Genomic DNA, 14,650 nt, shown 5'->3' on the forward strand with positions numbered 1-14,650 from the left:
CTGTCGATACTCGTGTCAAGGGCGCGCCCACCTCCTCGTATGCTCGGGGGCGACGCCGACGGACCGATCTTGGAGTGAGTACTGGTGGCGCGACGGCCGAGGGACACCTGGGACCGCTTCATTGCATCCGATCCGGGTCTGCTGCGCCTGATGGCCGGGCTGCGGATCGTCGCGGCCATCGGGCTGACGCTCGCCGTGCTCGCGGTCATCGGCACGGATGTGACACACATGGTCGCGGGCGCGATGACCGCGATGGTGGGCACGTTCGCGATCCGTGAGAAGAACCTGCGCGGGCAGGCGATCACGCTCGCGTGGGGATTCCCGGTGGCACTCACCGCCGTGATCCTCGGGGCGCTGCTGCACAGCAGGGTCGTCGCCGGTGATCTCTTCTTCATCGCGCTGATCTTCGGCGCGGTCTACTTCCGCCGGTTCGGCGACCGGGGCACGGCCCTCGGTCTCATGGGTTTCCAGGTCTACTTCGTGTCGCTGTTCGTGAACGCGACGCCCGATCAACTTCCGGTTCTCGCGGGCACGTTGGCGGTGGCGTTCGTGTGCAGCGCGGTGGCCCGCTTCGCGCTGGTGCCGGAGACGCCGCAGCGCGTGCTCGATCGGCTGCGCGGGGCGTTCCGGGCGCGGCTCGCGCAGCTGGTGATCGCGCAGACGAGGCTGCTGGACGCCGCGCCGGAGGATCTGGACGACGTCCTGGACGATCTGCGGCACCACACCTCGCGCCTGCACGAGACGGCACTGATGATCCAGGGACGGCTGGAGGACGGAACCAGCGACGCGGCGACCGCCTCGCTGATCCAGCGCCGAGTGGCCGACGCGGAGATCTCCGCCGAGCGCCTCGGCATGCTGCTGTTGAACGCGCGCAGCTCCGAACGCGCCGACACCCTGACCCTGCATCTCCCCCACGCGCCCGCGCCCGCGATGGGCAAGCTGCTGCGCCAGGAGGACGAGGCCACCGCCACCCTCCGCCGCGATCTGGGCGCCCTGCACCTGATGGTGGCGCGCCCCGCCGACGCCAACCGGGGCGCGGCCGTCGCCCAGATCCGCAACCGTCTGCTCGGCTACCGCGACGAGGAACGCATGCCGCCGGGCGCCACGCTCGCCGTGCAGGACGTGTTCCGCGGCATCGGTGAGGCGGCCCGCGCGGTGATGGGCCTGCGGATCGCGCTCGACGGCCCGCAGGACGAGTCGGACGACTCCCCCGCCACCACGCGTTCGCGTGAGGAGCTGGAGGCGGAGGACATGTCCATCACCGGCACCGTCGCCCTGACCAGCACGGAGAAGGAGGACGACGAGGACGACCGCTCTGGACTCGACCGGCCCACCACCCGCGCCGCCTTCCAGGTCGCCGTCGGCTCCGCCCTCGCGATCGTCGGCGGCGAGTTCCTGTCCAGCCAGCGCTGGTACTGGGCCGTCCTGACCTGCTGGGTCGTCTTCCTCAACACCGCGTCCACGGGCGAGATCGTCATCAAGGGCTACCGCCGCGTCCTCGGCACGGTGCTGGGTGTGCTCGCCGGTGTGCTGCTCGCGGGGGCGGTCGGCAATCACACATGGCTGGCGTTCGTCCTCGTGCTGCTGTGCGTGTTCGCCGCGTTCTTCACCGCCCCGCTGTCGTACGCGCTGATGTCGTTCTTCGTGACCGCGATGCTGGGCCTGCTCTACACACTCCTGAACACCTACAGCTTCGACGTGCTGGTGCTGCGCATCGAGGAGACCGCGCTCGGTGCGGCGTGCGGCATCATCGCGGCGGTGCTGGTGCTTCCGGTGCGCACCGACCGGCGCACCGACGAGCTGCTCGCCACCGTCCTGGAGCGGCTCGGCGATGTCGTGTCGGGCGCGGTGGAGCAGCTCAGCGGCGGTCCGGCCGTGGACCTGCTCGACCGGGCGCGGGACCTGGACACCGCCCTGGACGATCTGCGCGCGTCCACCAAGCCGCTGACCCACGCGATCGCCCCGCAGCGCGAGCGGCGGCAGACCGTGCGCTATCTGGTGGCGCTCCTGGAGACGTCCGCGTACCACGCGCGTTCCCTGGCGGCGACCGCCGAGCTCGTCCCGTACAGCAAGCATGTGGCCGCCGATCCGCGGCTCGGCAGGGCCGCGCGGCGCATCGCGCACAACATCGACGTGCTGCTGGAGCAGGTGACCGCCACCGACGAAAGCGCCACGACGGGCACCGTCGAGTCCGGCGCGAGCATCGCGGCGATGCTGGAGACGGACGGCCTGGGGGTGCCGGCGGCGAACACCGTGACGTTCCGTGTGCTGCGTCACCTTCAGCGGCTCGACGAGGGGATCTCGGGTCTGGCCCGGCCCCTCGGCGTCCCTGTGGGACCGCGCACATAGTGGGGTCCTGCCTTCGGACCCGCTCCGACCTGGGGATACGATCCCGTGATCCCCTCCGAACCCGATGCCGCGCCGACGCATGACTGGAGCCACCTCGTGAGTGCCCCCGCACCCGGTCCCCATTCCTTGCTCCCGCTGAGCCGAGTACCGCGTACGGGGCTGCCGCCGCGCGCCGTCGTCGTGGGCGATCCGGAGCGCGCCGCGGCCGTCGCCGCGCTGCTCGACGACGCCGTGGAGGTGTCGTACAACCGCGAGTACCGCACGTTCAGCGGGACGTGGCGCGGGGTGCCGGTCGTCGTCGCCTCGCACGGCATCGGCGGGCCCGGCGCGATGCTGCTGTTCCAGGAGCTGGCCGACGCGGGCGTGAGGACGTTCGTGCGGTTCGGTACGGCGGGTGCGATGCGGCCGGGGATCGGTGACGGCGACCTGGTCGTCGCGGAGGCCGCGGTGCGCGACGACGGCGTGACCGGCCAGCTGGTGCCCGCCGAGTACCCGGCGGTGTCCACGCCGGAGGCCGTGCTCGCGCTGACCCGGGCGGCACGCGAGGCGGGGGCGCCGCACCACCGGGGAATCGTCTGGACCCGGGCGGCGTTCCAACCAGGACTCATCCCGCTGAACCAGTACGACGGCGCGGGCCTCGCGGCGATCGAGATGGAGGTGTCCGCGCTGTTCGTCATGGCGTCGCTGCGCGGCCTCGTCGCGGGTGCCGTACTCGTCGTCGACGGCGTGAACGCGGACGACCTGGTGGACCACGAGAGCACCGGCGGCTACGACCCGCACCGCGAGGTCGTCGCGGAGGGCGTCGCGCGCGGCGGCGTCGTGGCCCTTGAGGCGCTGCGCATACTTACCGAGGAGCAACTGTGACCGAGTCCGTCGATCTGCTGGTGCACGGCGGCACCGTCCTCACCGTCGACGACGCGTCGACGGTGCTCGCCGACGGCGCGGTCGCCGTGCGCGACGGAGAGATCGTGGCGGTCGGCCCCGCCGACGAGCTGCGCGCCCGCCACACGGCCGCCGACACCCTCGACGCGTCCGGCGGCCTCATCCTGCCGGGCCTGATCAACACGCACACGCACCTCGCGATGACGCTGCTGCGCGGCACCGCCGACGACGTGACGCTCCAGGACTTCCTGGGCCGTGTCGTCCCCGCCGAGGCCCGCCTCCTCGACCCCGGCACCGTCGCCTCCGCCGTCCGCGTGGCGATCGCGGAGAGCGTGCGCGCCGGGGTGACCTCCGCGCTCGACATGTACTGGTTCCACGAGGCCGCCGAGGAGGCCGCGCGCGCGGCGGGCTGGCGGCTGCACACCGGGCCGCTGTTCATGGACGTCCCCGAGCCGCCGGACGGCCGGCCGTACAAGGAGCGCATCGAGTGGGCGCGCCGGGACCTGGCCGCGCGCCCCGCGGGCACCCGCCCGGTCCTGTTCGCGCACTCCACGTACCTGCTCTCCCCCGAGCAGCTCGTGGAGTGCTTCGCGCTGGCCCGCGAGTTCGGCGCGCTCATCCATCTGCACGCGGCGGAGAACGCCGCCGAGGTCGCGGGTGTCGAGGTGGCGCACGGCCGGCGGCCCGTGGAACTCCTGGAATCCCTCGGCCTGTTGGGCCCCGACGTGGTGCTCGCGCACGCCGTCGACCTGACCGGCGGCGAGATCGCGGCGATCGCCCGCGCGGGCGCGTCGGTCGCCCACTGCCCGGTGTCGAACCTGAAGCTGGGCTGCGGCATCGCGCCGGTGCCGCGGCTGCTGAGCGCGGGTGTCACCGTCGGTCTCGGCACGGACGGCGCCGTCAGCTCGAACACCCTTGATGTGCTCGGCGCCGTGCGGCAGGCAGCGCTCGTGCACAAGGCGGACGGGGATCCGACGGCGGTCGGCGCCGAGCAGGCCGTGCGCATGGCGACCATCGAGGGCGCCCGCGCCCTGGGCCTCGGCGACGAGCTCGGCTCGCTCGAGGTCGGCAAGCGCGCCGACCTGGCCGTCCTCGACCTGAACCGGCCGCACCTCACCCCGCGCCACGACCCGTACGCGATGCTCGCCTACGCCGCGCAGGCCTCCGACGTGCGGGACACCGTCGTCGATGGCAGGGTCCTTATGCGCGGCCGTACGCTCACGACTCTCGACGAGGGCGCGGTCCTCGCCGATCTGGAGGCCCTCGCATGACCGGCCACGCGACCCGAGGCTTCGTCGGTCGCCCCCGCGTCCACAACCCCGGCCTGCCGCCGGGCCAGTACGACGCGGGCGACGACTGGCCGGTCCTGTCCGCCGAGGTGACGCCCCAACTCGACCGCGAGGACTGGACGTTCACGGTCGACGGCCTGGTCGCCGAGGAGCGCACCTGGACGTGGGACGAGGCGCAGGCGCTGCCCCCGGCTTCGTACAGCGGCGACATCCACTGCGTGACGACCTGGTCGAAGTTCGGGGTGCGCTTCGGTGGTGTCTCGCTCGACACGTTCCTCGATGCCGCAAGGCCCTCCCCCGAGGCGACGCACATCATGGCGTACTCGCACACCGGGTACTCGGCGAACCTGCCGCTCGCCGATGTGACGGGCGGCAGGGCGTGGCTCGCCTTCACCTACGAGGACGAGCCGCTGCCGACCGAACACGGCGGCCCCGCCCGCCTGTTGGTGCCGCACCTCTACTTCTGGAAGAGCGTGAAGTGGGTCGCGGGCCTGCGGCTCCTCGATCACGACGAGCCCGGTTTCTGGGAGCAGAACGGGTACCACGCGCGGGGCAACCCCTGGGAAGAACAGCGATACGCAGGTGACTGAGACCGTGCCGCAGACCACCACCTTCACTCCGCCGACCCGCTTCGCCGTGCCCGGCCGCATCGCCGCAGGGCAGGGCGCCGCCCTGTGGCAGCGTGCCGTGCTCACGGAGATCCGCCGGGAGACAGCGAACGCGTCGACGTTCCGCTTCGCGGTGCCCGGCTGGCAGGGGCATCTGCCGGGCCAGCACCTGATGCTGCGGCTGACCGCCGAGGACGGGTACAGCGCCCAGCGCCACTACTCGCTCGCGTCGGCGCCGGACGACTCGGGACACATCGAGCTGACCCTCGACCACGTCGTGGACGGCGAGGTCTCCGGCTTTCTGCACACCGAGGCGCGGGTCGGCGACGAGGTGGAGATGCGCGGCCCGCTCAGCGGCTTCTTCGCGTGGCCGGGCGACCGGCCGGCGCTGCTGCTCGGCGCGGGGTCGGGTGTCGTGCCGCTGATGTCGATGATCCGCCACCACCGGCAGCGTCAACTCGCCGCCCCGCTCAGGCTGTTCGTGTCGGCACGCACGCGTGCCGACCTGATCTACGCCGACGAGTACGGGGCCGAGACGACGCCGGTACTCACCCGTGAGGGCGAGCACCGGCGCCTGGCCGCGGACCATCTGGCGCCGTGCTTCACCGAAGGCGCGCCGCAGTGGGAGGCGTACGTGTGCGGCTCCAACTCCTTTGCCGAGCACGCCTCTCAGCTGCTGGTCGGCCTCGGTCAGCCGGTGGACCGGATCCGCATCGAGCGCTTCGGGTGACGCCTACCGGACTCCGGCCCACCGCTTGATCGTCGCCGTGGCCGCGTCCCGCTCGTTCGCGGGCAGGGCGGAGATCCGGGCGCCGTGGTTGGACTTCGGCACGATGTACTTGTACGAGTCGCGCTTGCTGGGCGTGAACTGCTCGGCGCTCCACGGGTCGTTCTGCCCGTAGACGAACAGCATCCGCTGGGACGTGGTGCGCACCCATTTGTCGACGCCCTTGATGACGGTGCCGTCGTAGGTGGTGCGCATGTCCGAGGGCAGCACCGAGTTCGGCTGGTAGATGTCCGGGTAGTGGCGCACACCCTTGAGGTTCTTGAACTTCAGGTCGGCCCAGCCGAGTTGGGCGGCGGCCTGCCGGTAGTAGGGGCCCGAGCTGTTGGCGCCGAGCGTGGAGTCCTCGTAGATCGACAGGCCGTGGTCGAGGGACCACTTGTACAGGTCGTCGTCGGAGACCTTCTTCGCGTCGGGCACGGTCGGGCAGTTGTCGACGGAGCCGGACTGCCAGAAGTTCCACACCTGGTCGAGGACGGCGAACTCGTAGGCCCGGTCGGTCGTCCCGAGGGTGTTGGTGAAGGTGTAGCCCTCGTCCTTCGCGGTCTTCTCGAACTTGGGCAGCAGGGTGTCGCGGCGCGCGAGCATCTCGCGCTGCACGGCGGCGAGCGCGTCGCGGCACTCCTGGGCGCCGACCCGCTTGAAGAAGTCCTCGTAGCCGCTGTCGTCGTCGTTGTTGGCGTCGTTCGGGGCGACGTAGGCGACGACGCCGTCGTAGTCCTTGGGGTAGAAGCGGTAGTGGTAGGTGGCCGTCATGCCGCCCTTGGAGCCGCCGGTCGCGAGCCACTTGGAGGTCTTCTCGTACAGCGGGCGCACCGCCTGCACGATGCCGTGCTCGTCGGCTGCCTCCTGCTGCACCGTCATCTTGTTCCAGGGGGTGCCGCCGGCCGGCACGGACGCTTCGAAGAAGCGGTGTTCGACGCTGAGTTGGTTGGCGTCGAGGAGGGTGGTGGGTTCGCGGGTCGAGGAGGACAGGCCGTAGCCGCCGGTGTAGACGACGACGGGCTTGGCCGTCGACTTGTGCCAGAGCGTGAAGCGCTGCTGGAACGTGCCCGCGCCGGGTCTGGTGTGGTCGACCGGCTGCGTGATCGACAGGGAGTAGAGCGGGAAGCCCTCCTTGTCGGTGACGCCGGTGACGCTCACTCCGGGCAGGGCCCGCAGCTGGTCCTCAAACGAGGCGGGTGCGGCGGTCGCCGGGGCCGCGGTGGCGGCGAGGGCGCCCGCCGTGAGGGTGGCGGACAGCAGCAGCGTGGGTATGGTGCGCAGGCGCACGGATGCCTCCCTGGGTCGAGGAAACGGTGCGGCGGATCGGTGATCCACCGACCGAGACCCTAACCCGCGGCGCCCGCCCGCGAGTTGGGCTCGCATCGAAAACGCGAGAAGCCGGGACCCCTGAACGGGGTCCCGGCTTCTCGGGCCGGATGGCCGGCCTGGATCAGAGCTGGCCGGACTCGGCGATCGTGATCTTGGCGGCGGTGGAACCGCTGCGCGAGCCGAGGGACTCGATCTTCTTCACGAGCTCCATGCCGTCCTCGACCTCGCCGAAGACGACGTGCTTGCCGTCCAGCCAGTCGGTGACGATGGTGGTGATGAAGAACTGCGAGCCGTTGGTGTTCGGGCCCGCGTTGGCCATGGACAGCTGGCCCGGCTTGGTGTGCTTGAGCTGGAAGTTCTCGTCGGCGAACTTCTCGCCGTAGATGCTCTTGCCGCCGGTGCCGTTCCCGGCGGTGAAGTCGCCGCCCTGCAGCATGAACTGCGGGATGACGCGGTGGAAGGACGAGCCGGCGTAGCCGAAGCCCTTCTCGCCCGTGCACAGGGCACGGAAGTTCTCCGCGGTCTTCGGGACGACGTCCTCGTAGAGGTTGAACGTGATCCGCCCGGCGGGCTCGTCGTTGATCGTGATGTCGAAGTAGGTCTTGATTGCCATGGACGCAATCCTTTCATCACGAACCCCGGATTGCCGATTCGGCCCGTCGGGATGGCCATTTTCGTACGCCATTCGCACGCTGCGTGACGCTCTGCTTGCGGGGCGGATACGTTCAGGCCGCGAGCCGGTCGCGCGCCTGCACGCCCTCACCCAGCGGCCGCACGCCGTACGCCTTGCCGAGGCCGTGCGCGGGCATGTCCCCGTAGATCGACTCGTAGGCGCCGGCGGGCACGACGTAGGTCTCGTGCCAGATGCCGACGTGCCCCTTGCTCTTGCGGGCGTACCGGTTGATGCGGGCCCACCAGGGCTGATGCCGCTTGCCCGCGGCGGCCGCGTAGGTGAGCAGCTTCTCCTTCGACTCCCAGTACTGGATCACGTAGTAGTTGCGCGGGTCGGACGTACCCAGGACGTGGTGGAGCAGTCCGGCCGTGCGATCCTTGCCGAGTTCCCGCAGCATCATGGGCATCGCGTACATCACCGGCAGCCAGCGGTGGACCGCCCAGAACCGGTTGATCCGCATGCCGACGACGAAGAGCACGACGTCGCCGTCGGCGGCCGCCGTCACCCGGCCCATTTCCAGTTTCGTGAACACAACTCCCCCAGTTCTGTCGGTCATTGGTAGGGAGTCAGGGGTCCCCCGATCCCCTGACTCGTGTTTGGATAGTGGCACTTTCCAAGAAGGGGCACAAGGGATGCGACTGGCGGAGTTGAGCGAGCGCAGCGGGGTGCCGGTCGGCACGATCAAGTACTACCTGCGCGAGGGCCTGCTGCCGCAGGGCGAGCGGATCAGTGCCACGCAGGCCGCGTACAGCGAGGCGCATCTGCGGCGGCTCGGTCTGATCAGGGCGATGATCCAGATCGGGCGGATCCCGGTGGCCACCGTGCGGGAGGTGCTCGGGCACGTGGACGACGAGTCGCTGGGCACGACCTTCCGCCTCGGCGCCGCGCTGTGGGCGATGCCGCAGCCGCCCGAGGCGCCCGCGGACGACCCGCTGACGGTGCAGGTGACCGAGGCGGTCGACCGGTTCCTCGGCGACATGGGCTGGCACAACGCGCGCGAGATCGGCGCCCTCTCCCCCACCTACCGCACCCTGGTCACCACGATCGTCACGCTGACCCGCCTCGGCTTCTCGCGCGGGGCCGAGACCCTCGCGCAGTACGCACACCTCATGGAGGAGGTGGCCCAGCTGGACCTGGACCAACTCGACACCTACGAGGACGACTCCGAGAAGGTCGAGCTGGCGGTCGCGTCGGCGGTCCTGTACGAACCCCTGCTGCTCGCGCTGCGCCGGCTCGCCCAGGAGGAGCACTCCACACGCCGCTACGGCTTGTGAGGCTCAGGGGAGCGCCACATACGATGACGGCGGGACGCCGGACGCTCTGCGGCGGACACACAACGGGAGGGACCCAATGATCATCTTCGGCACGCGGGGCTACGCGTACCAGCTCGCGATCCTCACCTTCGTCTGCGGCAGCTGCGGCAACCCCGCGGCGCACACGCTGCGGAAGTTCGTCACGAAGTTCACGCTGTTCTTCATCCCGCTGTTCCCGATCTCGACGAAGTACCAGGCGCAGTGCACGTTCTGCGGCGCCGCGCACCAGGTGCCCAAGGACCACGTCGACGGAATGCTCGCGCAGGCCGCCGGTCCGCAGGCCGGGTCGCCGCAGCAGCAACAGCAGCACCACCAGGGCTAGTTGCCCGGTCCGGGCGGCGACAAAAAAGGTGGCCCTGCCGCCTCCCAGGGGGGAGAGGGGGCGACAGGGCCACAGGCTCGAGCGCCCGGGGGGGGTGGGCTGCTTGAGCGTCTGTTCTCCTGCTGCCCGGGATCGGGACGGGCATGCATGCCGTAGGCAGAATCGTCCCGACGGCTTTCTCCGCCCCCGTCAGTAGTCGGCGTTCATGGCGGCCCGCACCTCCCTGAGCGTCGCGTCGGCGAGTGCGCCGGCGCGCTCGTTCCCGGCCCGCAGCACGCCCCTGACCAGGGCACGGTCCTGCGCGTAGCACTCCCGGCGGGCCCGGATCGGCGCGAGGTACTCGTTCACGGACTCGGTGACGCGCCGCTTGAGCGCGGCGCCGCCCCCGTCGCCGATCTCCTGCGCCACGGCGTTCGGTTCGGCGCCCTCACACAGGGCGGCGAGCAGGACGAGCGAGGAGACCTCGGGGCGGGTCCGCGGGTCGTACGTGATGTGGCGTTCGGCGTCGGTCCTGGCGCCGCGGATGAGGCGTGCGGTCTCGTCGGGTGTCGCGGACAGGGCGATGGCGTTGCCGCGCGACTTGCTCATCTTGGTGCCGTCGGTGCCGAGCAGCAGCGGCGCCGTGGACAGCAGGGCCTCGGGCTGCGGGAAGAGCGGAGTGCCGTTGCCGTAGCGGTCGTTGAAGCGGCGGGCGACGGTGCGGGTGACCTCCAGGTGGGGCAGCTGGTCCTGGCCCACGGGGACGAGGTTGGCCTTGCAGAAGAGGATGTCGGCGGCCTGGTGCACGGGATAGGTGAACATCAGACCGCTCACCGCGGACTGCCGGGAGTGGGCGATCTCGTCCTTGACGGTGGGGTTGCGGCTCAGCTCGGCGACGGAGACGAGGCTGAGGAACGGCAGCAGCAGCTGGTTCAGCGCGGGCAGGGCGCTGTGCGTGAAGATCGTGGAGCGCTCGGGGTCGATGCCGACGGCGAGGTGGTCGAGGACCAGTTCCTCGACGTGTTCGGTGAGGTTCTCGGCGATGTCGCGGTCGGTGAGGACCTGGTAGTCGGCGATCAGGACGAGGGTCTCGACGCCGAGGTCCTGGAGCCGGACGCGGCTCTGCAGGGTGCCGAAGTAGTGCCCGAGGTGCAGGCGCCCGGTGGGCCGGTCCCCGGTGAGGATGCGGAACTGTCCGGGGTCCTTGCGGATCAGCTGTTCCAGCTCCGCACTGCGTTCCTGCGCGGCCGAGGTGCCGAGGGCGTCGGTGCTGCTCATGGTCTTCTCTCCCCTGGGTCACGGGCGCCCTCGGGACGGCGTCGTGACCTCCGGTGGGAGGGCATGAGAAAGGGCCGTCCGGGGACGGCCCTTGTACGTGCTCGAGAGTGCGGCCGCCTCTAAGTGAGGCGCCACCAGTTCAGGCACGGAGATCGATGCATGACGCGATCGTACACCTGACGCACCGTGCGGGTCAGGCACCCACGGGCGTGAACCGCACCGGCAGCGCCTGCGGCCCGCGGGTGAAGACGCCCTGCTCGACCGGGTCGAAGCCCTCGGCGAGCCGCACGTCGGGCATCGCGTCGAGGAGCTGGTTCACCCCGGTCTCCACCTCCGCCTTGGCGAGCAGCGCGCCGACGCAGAAGTGCCGGCCCAGCGCGAAGGCGAGGTGGTCGGCGGCGGCCGAGAACGCGGTCGTGGTGGTCAGGTCCTCGCGGAACAGGTCGAAGCGGTCCGGGTCCTTGTACCGGCTCTCGTCGCGGTTGGCCGCGCCGATGAGGCAGGTGACGGTGGCCCCGGCCGGGACGGTGCCGCCGGTGAGCTCCACGTCGACGGCGGACTGGCGCATGATCATGTGGACGGGCGGGGTGACGCGCAGCGTCTCGGCGAAGGCCCGGGCGATCAGGGCCCGGTCCGCGCGCACGGCCGCCAGCTGCTCGGGATTGGTGAGCAGGTTGGCGAAGATGCTGGCGATCGCCTTGTCGGTGGTCTCGCCGCCCGCGGCGAGCAGCAGACTGCAGAAGGCCTTGATGTCCTCGTCGCTCATCCGCACGCCGTCGACCTCGGCGGCGCACAGCGCCGAGAGCAGGTCGTCGCCGGGGTTCTCGCGGCGCTCCTGGATGACCGGGATCATGTACTCGGCGAACTCGACGCGGGTCCGCTCCCCCGCCGCGGCGACGTCCGGGTCGCCCGCCAGGTTGCCGAGGAAGTTGATGACGGCGGTGTACCAGCCGTGGAAGCGGGCGTGGTCGGCCCTGTCGAGGCCGAGCATGTCGGCGATGACGTTGACCGGCAGGCGGGTGGCGTAGTCGGCGACGAGGTCGGCCGAGCCGGCGTTCCTGAACGCGTCTATCAGCTCACGGGAGTTGCGCTCGATGACGGGCAGGAACGTGTCCTGCAGTTCGCTGCCGCGGAAGGCGGGCGCGACGAGCGCGCGGCGCACCGCGTGTTCCCGCCCGCTCATCTGCAGGATGGTCCTGCCGTGCACGGGTTCGAGCTGCCAGTCGTAGTTGTCGGTGGTGAACGTCGCCTCTTTGTCCTTGAAGACGCGTTCCACATCGGCGTACCGCGACACGATCCAGCTCTGCGTCGCCTCGTGCCAGAGGAGCGGGGCGGACTCGCGCATCGCGCGGTAGGCGGGATACGGGTTCGCGGCGAACTCCGGCGAGAGGATGTCGGGGACCTGCGCGGTGGACATGGGGCTCCCTGTGGGGGTGTAACGGGCGGTACACCTCAGCCTATTGACCGCCCGTCAGCCCGTACAGCCCCTCCGGTGTCAGCCGTGCGGCAAGATCACCGCGCGTCCGTTGATCTTGCCGTCGTGCAGCAGTTCGTACGCCTTGGGGGCGTCGTCGAGCGAGAAGGTCTCGGTGTGCACGGCGACGGCGCCGGCCCGGGCCAGGTCGAGGACCTCGATGAGTTCGGCACGGCTGCCCCAGTACGGGGCGGTGACGTTGACCTCGAAGTTCGTCGCGCCGAACCCGACGGGCAGGGTGCCGCCGCCGATCCCGACGATCGTGACGTCGCCCTCGACGGCGGCGACGGCGCCCGCGGTCTCGACGGTGGGCTGGACGCCGACGAAGTCGAAGACGGCCTCGGCGCCGCGCCCGCCGGTCAGCTCCTTGACCTTCTCCGCGGCCGCCGCGTCCGACAGGACCGCCTCGTGGGCGCCGACGGACCGGGCGAGGGCGAGCTTCTCCTCGGACACGTCGAGCGCGATGACGCGGGAGGCGGTCATGGCGCGCAGCAGCTGGATGGCGACGTGGCCGAGACCTCCGGTGCCGATGACGACGGCGGTCGAGCCGGGCACCAGCTTGGGCAGTGAGCGCTTGATGGCGTGGTAGGGGGTGAGGCCCGCGTCGGTGAGCGGGACGGTCGCGACGGGGTCGAGGCCCTCGATCGGCGCCAGGTGCCGCGCATCGTCGACGATCATGTATTCCGCCATCGAGCCGGGGGCGCCGAGTCCGGGCGGGCGGATGCCGAGCTCGTCGGCGCGCAGGCAGTAGTTCTCCTTGCCCTCCGCGCACTTGGCGCAGGCGCCGCAGCCCCACGGCCCGTACACGGCGACCGAGTCGCCCTCCGCGAAGCCGGTCACCCCGGCGCCGAGTGCGGCGATGGTGCCGACGCCCTCGTGCCCGAGGGTCAGCGGGAGTTCATAGGGGAAGCTCTCGGCCGGCCAGCTCATCACGGCGATGTCGGAGTGGCACACGCCGGCGGCGGTGACCTTCAGCAGAACCTGCCCGGGACCCGGCTCCGGGTCGGGGACGGTGACGACCTCGGGCGCCGCTCCCACGGTTCGGTACTGGAGTGCCTTCATGTTCGGGCTCCTTCGTGGCTGACCCCCGCCACCCCATGCAACCCCAGGCACCCACCGTTTGCACGCCCACAGAGAAGCCCGCACAAAAGCCCGCACAAAAAAGGACCCCGACCGTACGGGGGAGAACGGTCGGGGCCTGGTTCAAAGTTTAACAGCATTCGGCCGGTGCCCGACGCCGGTTCGGCAGGGGTCCGACGTGAGGTCGGACACATCAGTTCATCTAGGCTTTATAACGCTCTTTTCGGGCGCGAGTGCCACGAGCCGCCACAGCCCATATGGTGACAACAGCCAACTGACGCCCTCCCTCGCCATCGGAGCACTCGTGGCCGAACCCCAACCCGTCCTCCTCACCCCGCCCGCGAAGGCCGCCGTCTTCCTGGTCGTCACGGTCGCGCCGGGCGGCGAACCCGCTGTGCGCGACACGCTCGAGGAACTGTCGGGGCTGAGCCGCTCCGTCGGCTTCCGCGACCGCGACGCCGCCCTCGGCTGCATCGTCGGCATCGGCTCGACCGCCTGGGACCGCCTGTTCAGCGGCCCCAGGCCACGCGAACTCCACCCGTTCCAGGCGCTCGCGGGGCCCCGGCACCTGGCCCCCGCGACCCCGGGCGACCTGCTCTTCCATCTGCGCGCGCGGCGCATGGACCTCTGCTTCGAGCTGGCCCGCGTGATCATCGGCCGGCTCGGCTCCGCCGTCACCGTCGTCGACGAGGTGCACGGCTTCAAGTACTTCGACGACCGCGATCTGCTCGGCTTCGTGGACGGCAGCGAGAACCCGACCGGGCGGGCCGCCGCGGAGTCCGTGTTCGTGGGCGAGGAGGACCCGGACTTCGGCGCCGGCTCCTACGTCATCGTCCAGAAGTACGTGCACGACATGGCCGCCTGGGAGGCGCTGCCCGCGTCCGAGCAGGAGAAGGTCATCGGCCGCACGAAGAGCGCGAACATCGAGCTGGACGACGACGTGAAGCCCGCCGACTCGCACGTCGCGCTGAACACCATCGTCGACGAGGACGGCACGGAGCGGCAGATCCTGCGCGAGAACATGCCGTTCGGCAGCGTCGGCCAGGGCGAGTTCGGCACGTACTTCATCGGCTACGCGCGCACTCCGGACGTCACCGAGCGGATGCTGCGCAACATGTTCCTCGGCGACCCGCCCGGCACCCACGACCGGATCCTCGACTTCTCGACCGCCGTCACGGGATGCCTGTTCCACGTGCCGAGCGCCGACTTCCTCGACGACCTGCCCGAGCCGCCGGCCGGCGCCGCCAGTGCCGACCCCGCCGTCGGCTCCCTCGGCATCGGCAGCCTCAAAGGAGCCTGAAGACC

14 protein-coding genes are annotated in these 14,650 nt (G+C 70.8%); 8 read left to right on the plus strand and 6 right to left on the minus strand.

Going from position 1 to position 14,650, the window contains the following annotated elements; all coding sequences use genetic code 11:
* Positions 1-150: 150 nt before the first annotated feature.
* The 5 genes from OKJ99_RS16505 (at position 151) to OKJ99_RS16525 (ending at position 5,858) form a co-directional block, all read left to right on the plus strand.
* Entirely contained in the window at positions 151-2,349 is a 2,199-nt protein-coding gene (locus OKJ99_RS16505; RefSeq protein ID WP_326017031.1) for an FUSC family protein, read from the plus strand.
* 96 nt (positions 2,350-2,445) lie between these two features.
* Positions 2,446-3,213 (plus strand): nucleoside phosphorylase, encoded by a 768-nt coding sequence (locus tag OKJ99_RS16510; protein ID WP_326016983.1) that lies wholly within the window; start codon positions 2,446-2,448, stop codon positions 3,211-3,213.
* Entirely contained in the window at positions 3,210-4,502 is a 1,293-nt protein-coding gene (locus OKJ99_RS16515) for an amidohydrolase (RefSeq protein WP_326016984.1), read from the plus strand. Before OKJ99_RS16510 ends, OKJ99_RS16515 begins: the two co-directional genes overlap by 4 nt.
* On the plus strand, positions 4,499-5,110 hold the full coding sequence (locus OKJ99_RS16520) for a sulfite oxidase-like oxidoreductase (protein WP_326016985.1): 612 nt from the start codon (positions 4,499-4,501) through the stop codon (positions 5,108-5,110). The genes OKJ99_RS16515 and OKJ99_RS16520 overlap by 4 nt, the downstream gene beginning before the upstream one ends.
* Entirely contained in the window at positions 5,103-5,858 is a 756-nt protein-coding gene (locus tag OKJ99_RS16525; protein WP_326016986.1) for a ferredoxin reductase, read from the plus strand. Before OKJ99_RS16520 ends, OKJ99_RS16525 begins: the two co-directional genes overlap by 8 nt.
* 3 nt (positions 5,859-5,861) lie before the next feature.
* Here the strand turns inward: OKJ99_RS16525 and OKJ99_RS16530 are convergent, their stop codons facing one another.
* The 3 genes from OKJ99_RS16530 to OKJ99_RS16540 form a co-directional block, all read right to left on the minus strand.
* Positions 5,862-7,184 (minus strand): S28 family serine protease, encoded by a 1,323-nt coding sequence (locus tag OKJ99_RS16530; protein WP_326016987.1) that lies wholly within the window; start codon positions 7,182-7,184, stop codon positions 5,862-5,864.
* 163 nt (positions 7,185-7,347) lie between these two features.
* A complete protein-coding gene (locus tag OKJ99_RS16535) occupies positions 7,348-7,839 on the minus strand; it encodes a peptidylprolyl isomerase (protein WP_326016988.1) in 492 nt (163 codons plus the stop codon).
* A 112-nt stretch (positions 7,840-7,951) separates the two neighbouring features.
* Entirely contained in the window at positions 7,952-8,455 is a 504-nt protein-coding gene (locus OKJ99_RS16540; RefSeq protein ID WP_326016989.1) for a DUF4188 domain-containing protein, read from the minus strand.
* A 76-nt stretch (positions 8,456-8,531) separates the two neighbouring features.
* Between OKJ99_RS16540 and OKJ99_RS16545 the strand changes: the two genes are divergently transcribed.
* Both OKJ99_RS16545 and OKJ99_RS16550 read left to right on the plus strand, forming a co-directional pair.
* On the plus strand, positions 8,532-9,173 hold the full coding sequence (locus OKJ99_RS16545; RefSeq protein ID WP_326016990.1) for a MerR family transcriptional regulator: 642 nt from the start codon (positions 8,532-8,534) through the stop codon (positions 9,171-9,173).
* Positions 9,174-9,249: 76 nt separating this feature from the next.
* On the plus strand, positions 9,250-9,534 hold the full coding sequence (locus OKJ99_RS16550) for a zinc-ribbon domain-containing protein (protein WP_326016991.1): 285 nt from the start codon (positions 9,250-9,252) through the stop codon (positions 9,532-9,534).
* Between the two features lie 189 nt (positions 9,535-9,723).
* Here OKJ99_RS16550 and trpS read toward each other — a convergent pair whose 3' ends face one another.
* From trpS to OKJ99_RS16565, 3 genes are all read right to left on the minus strand, one after another.
* The gene (gene trpS / locus OKJ99_RS16555; protein WP_326016992.1) at positions 9,724-10,791 is read right to left on the minus strand and encodes a tryptophan--tRNA ligase; all 1,068 of its coding nucleotides are present in this window, start codon (positions 10,789-10,791) and stop codon (positions 9,724-9,726) included.
* A gap of 193 nt (positions 10,792-10,984) precedes the next feature.
* Positions 10,985-12,208 (minus strand): cytochrome P450, encoded by a 1,224-nt coding sequence (locus OKJ99_RS16560; RefSeq protein WP_326016993.1) that lies wholly within the window; start codon positions 12,206-12,208, stop codon positions 10,985-10,987.
* Positions 12,209-12,286: 78 nt separating this feature from the next.
* Positions 12,287-13,327 (minus strand): NAD(P)-dependent alcohol dehydrogenase, encoded by a 1,041-nt coding sequence (locus OKJ99_RS16565; protein WP_326016994.1) that lies wholly within the window; start codon positions 13,325-13,327, stop codon positions 12,287-12,289.
* A gap of 322 nt (positions 13,328-13,649) precedes the next feature.
* Between OKJ99_RS16565 and OKJ99_RS16570 the strand changes: the two genes are divergently transcribed.
* The gene (locus tag OKJ99_RS16570; RefSeq protein WP_326016995.1) at positions 13,650-14,645 is read left to right on the plus strand and encodes a Dyp-type peroxidase; all 996 of its coding nucleotides are present in this window, start codon (positions 13,650-13,652) and stop codon (positions 14,643-14,645) included.
* Positions 14,646-14,650: the final 5 nt, after the last annotated feature.

Origin of the sequence: Streptomyces endophyticus (genome assembly GCF_035798155.1) — a bacterium.
Lineage (GTDB): Bacteria > Actinomycetota > Actinomycetes > Streptomycetales > Streptomycetaceae > Streptomyces > Streptomyces endophyticus.

Excerpts from the sequence above, each read along its gene's own strand:
- trpS (WP_326016992.1), bottom strand. The coding sequence starts at position 10,791 with ATGAGCAGCACCGACGCCCTCGGCACCTCGGCCGCGCAGGAACGCAGT.
- OKJ99_RS16535 (WP_326016988.1), bottom strand. The coding sequence starts at position 7,839 with ATGGCAATCAAGACCTACTTCGACATCACGATCAACGACGAGCCCGCC.
- OKJ99_RS16565 (WP_326016994.1), bottom strand. The coding sequence starts at position 13,327 with ATGAAGGCACTCCAGTACCGAACCGTGGGAGCGGCGCCCGAGGTCGTC.
- OKJ99_RS16540 (WP_326016989.1), bottom strand. The coding sequence starts at position 8,455 with ATGACCGACAGAACTGGGGGAGTTGTGTTCACGAAACTGGAAATGGGC.
- OKJ99_RS16545 (WP_326016990.1), top strand. The coding sequence starts at position 8,532 with ATGCGACTGGCGGAGTTGAGCGAGCGCAGCGGGGTGCCGGTCGGCACG.
- OKJ99_RS16550 (WP_326016991.1), top strand. The coding sequence starts at position 9,250 with ATGATCATCTTCGGCACGCGGGGCTACGCGTACCAGCTCGCGATCCTC.
- OKJ99_RS16505 (WP_326017031.1), top strand. The coding sequence starts at position 151 with ATGGCCGGGCTGCGGATCGTCGCGGCCATCGGGCTGACGCTCGCCGTG.
- OKJ99_RS16520 (WP_326016985.1), top strand. The coding sequence starts at position 4,499 with ATGACCGGCCACGCGACCCGAGGCTTCGTCGGTCGCCCCCGCGTCCAC.
- OKJ99_RS16560 (WP_326016993.1), bottom strand. The coding sequence starts at position 12,208 with ATGTCCACCGCGCAGGTCCCCGACATCCTCTCGCCGGAGTTCGCCGCG.